Origin of the sequence: Comamonas sp. Tr-654, assembly GCF_011752915.1 — a bacterium.
Taxonomy (GTDB): domain Bacteria; phylum Pseudomonadota; class Gammaproteobacteria; order Burkholderiales; family Burkholderiaceae_C; genus Comamonas.
Genome location: NZ_VWWQ01000016.1, coordinates 1 through 855, shown reverse-complemented (window position 1 = coordinate 855; position 855 = coordinate 1). Strand labels below are relative to the sequence as shown.

General features: G+C 61.4%; 2 protein-coding genes. Both read left to right on the top strand.

Translation table 11 applies throughout. The features are described from left to right. Positions 1-490: hypothetical protein (locus F3J24_RS24760; protein WP_240154470.1), on the top strand; the 490-nt coding region annotated here is incomplete at its 5' end. Positions 491-520: 30 nt separating this feature from the next. Beyond that, positions 521-853 carry a hypothetical protein gene (locus tag F3J24_RS24755; protein ID WP_167011551.1) on the top strand — a complete coding sequence of 111 codons (333 nt, stop codon included), beginning with the start codon at positions 521-523 and terminating at the stop codon, positions 851-853. Positions 854-855 lie beyond the last annotated feature (2 nt).

The window sequence follows — 855 nt, the reverse complement described above, 5'->3', positions numbered from 1 at the left end:
CACGGTGTCCGGGACTTCCAAGAACATCGTGGAGTACACGGGCACCTACACCATGAAGAACGTTCCCAGCGTGAACGGCCCCAACCTCACGACCAGCAACGACACCTGCATGGGCAGCAGCAGCGGCAGTGCCAACGGCCCCGGCTTTGGCGTGAGCTTCGGCACGACCTGGACGGACGAGCATTGCAAGCGCCTGAAAATGAGCCGCGAACTCTGGAACAAGGGCATGAAAGCCGCCTCGCTGGCGATGGACTGCATGGACCCCGCAGCGCGCGTGGCCCTGGAGATCACGGGCTCGAAATGCCCGCAGTCCATGACGGCAGACGAGCGCCGAAACAACTACGGACCCGATGCGTCGGCACAAGGCAGCCCGAATCCTGCTGCGCCGCCTGCAGAGGCTCAGTCCAGCTTGGCACCTGAAGTTACTCGCCCCTCGGTTGTCACCTCCGTGATGGAAGATCCACGTACAGCGCAGCTGTATGACAATTAGTAGGCGTGATTCCTAATCTAGGAGGCCGCTATGGGCAAGACTCTAGCTCTTTTAGCGATGGCACTATATGGCGCTTCGTCTCTGGCAGCACCCGACTCCAGGGCGGTCAATGAACCGTTGAGCATTCAGCGCCAGATCTTCGGAAGTGGCGAGCAGGGCGCGGCTGGATCGCAGCAAGCCGAGCCAGTGGGTGACTATGGCGTCTGGCATGTGCCCCAGTACCTGCCTGGCTACCCGACTGCAGCCACCATCTGGCCCCGCGCCATCCCTGTGAAGTGCAAGGACAGGCAGTGCGAGGGCTATGTGATCACCCCGCAGATGGGGCCAGGTGAGTACCTGTTTTTCGTGCCTACAAGCGAGTAGGC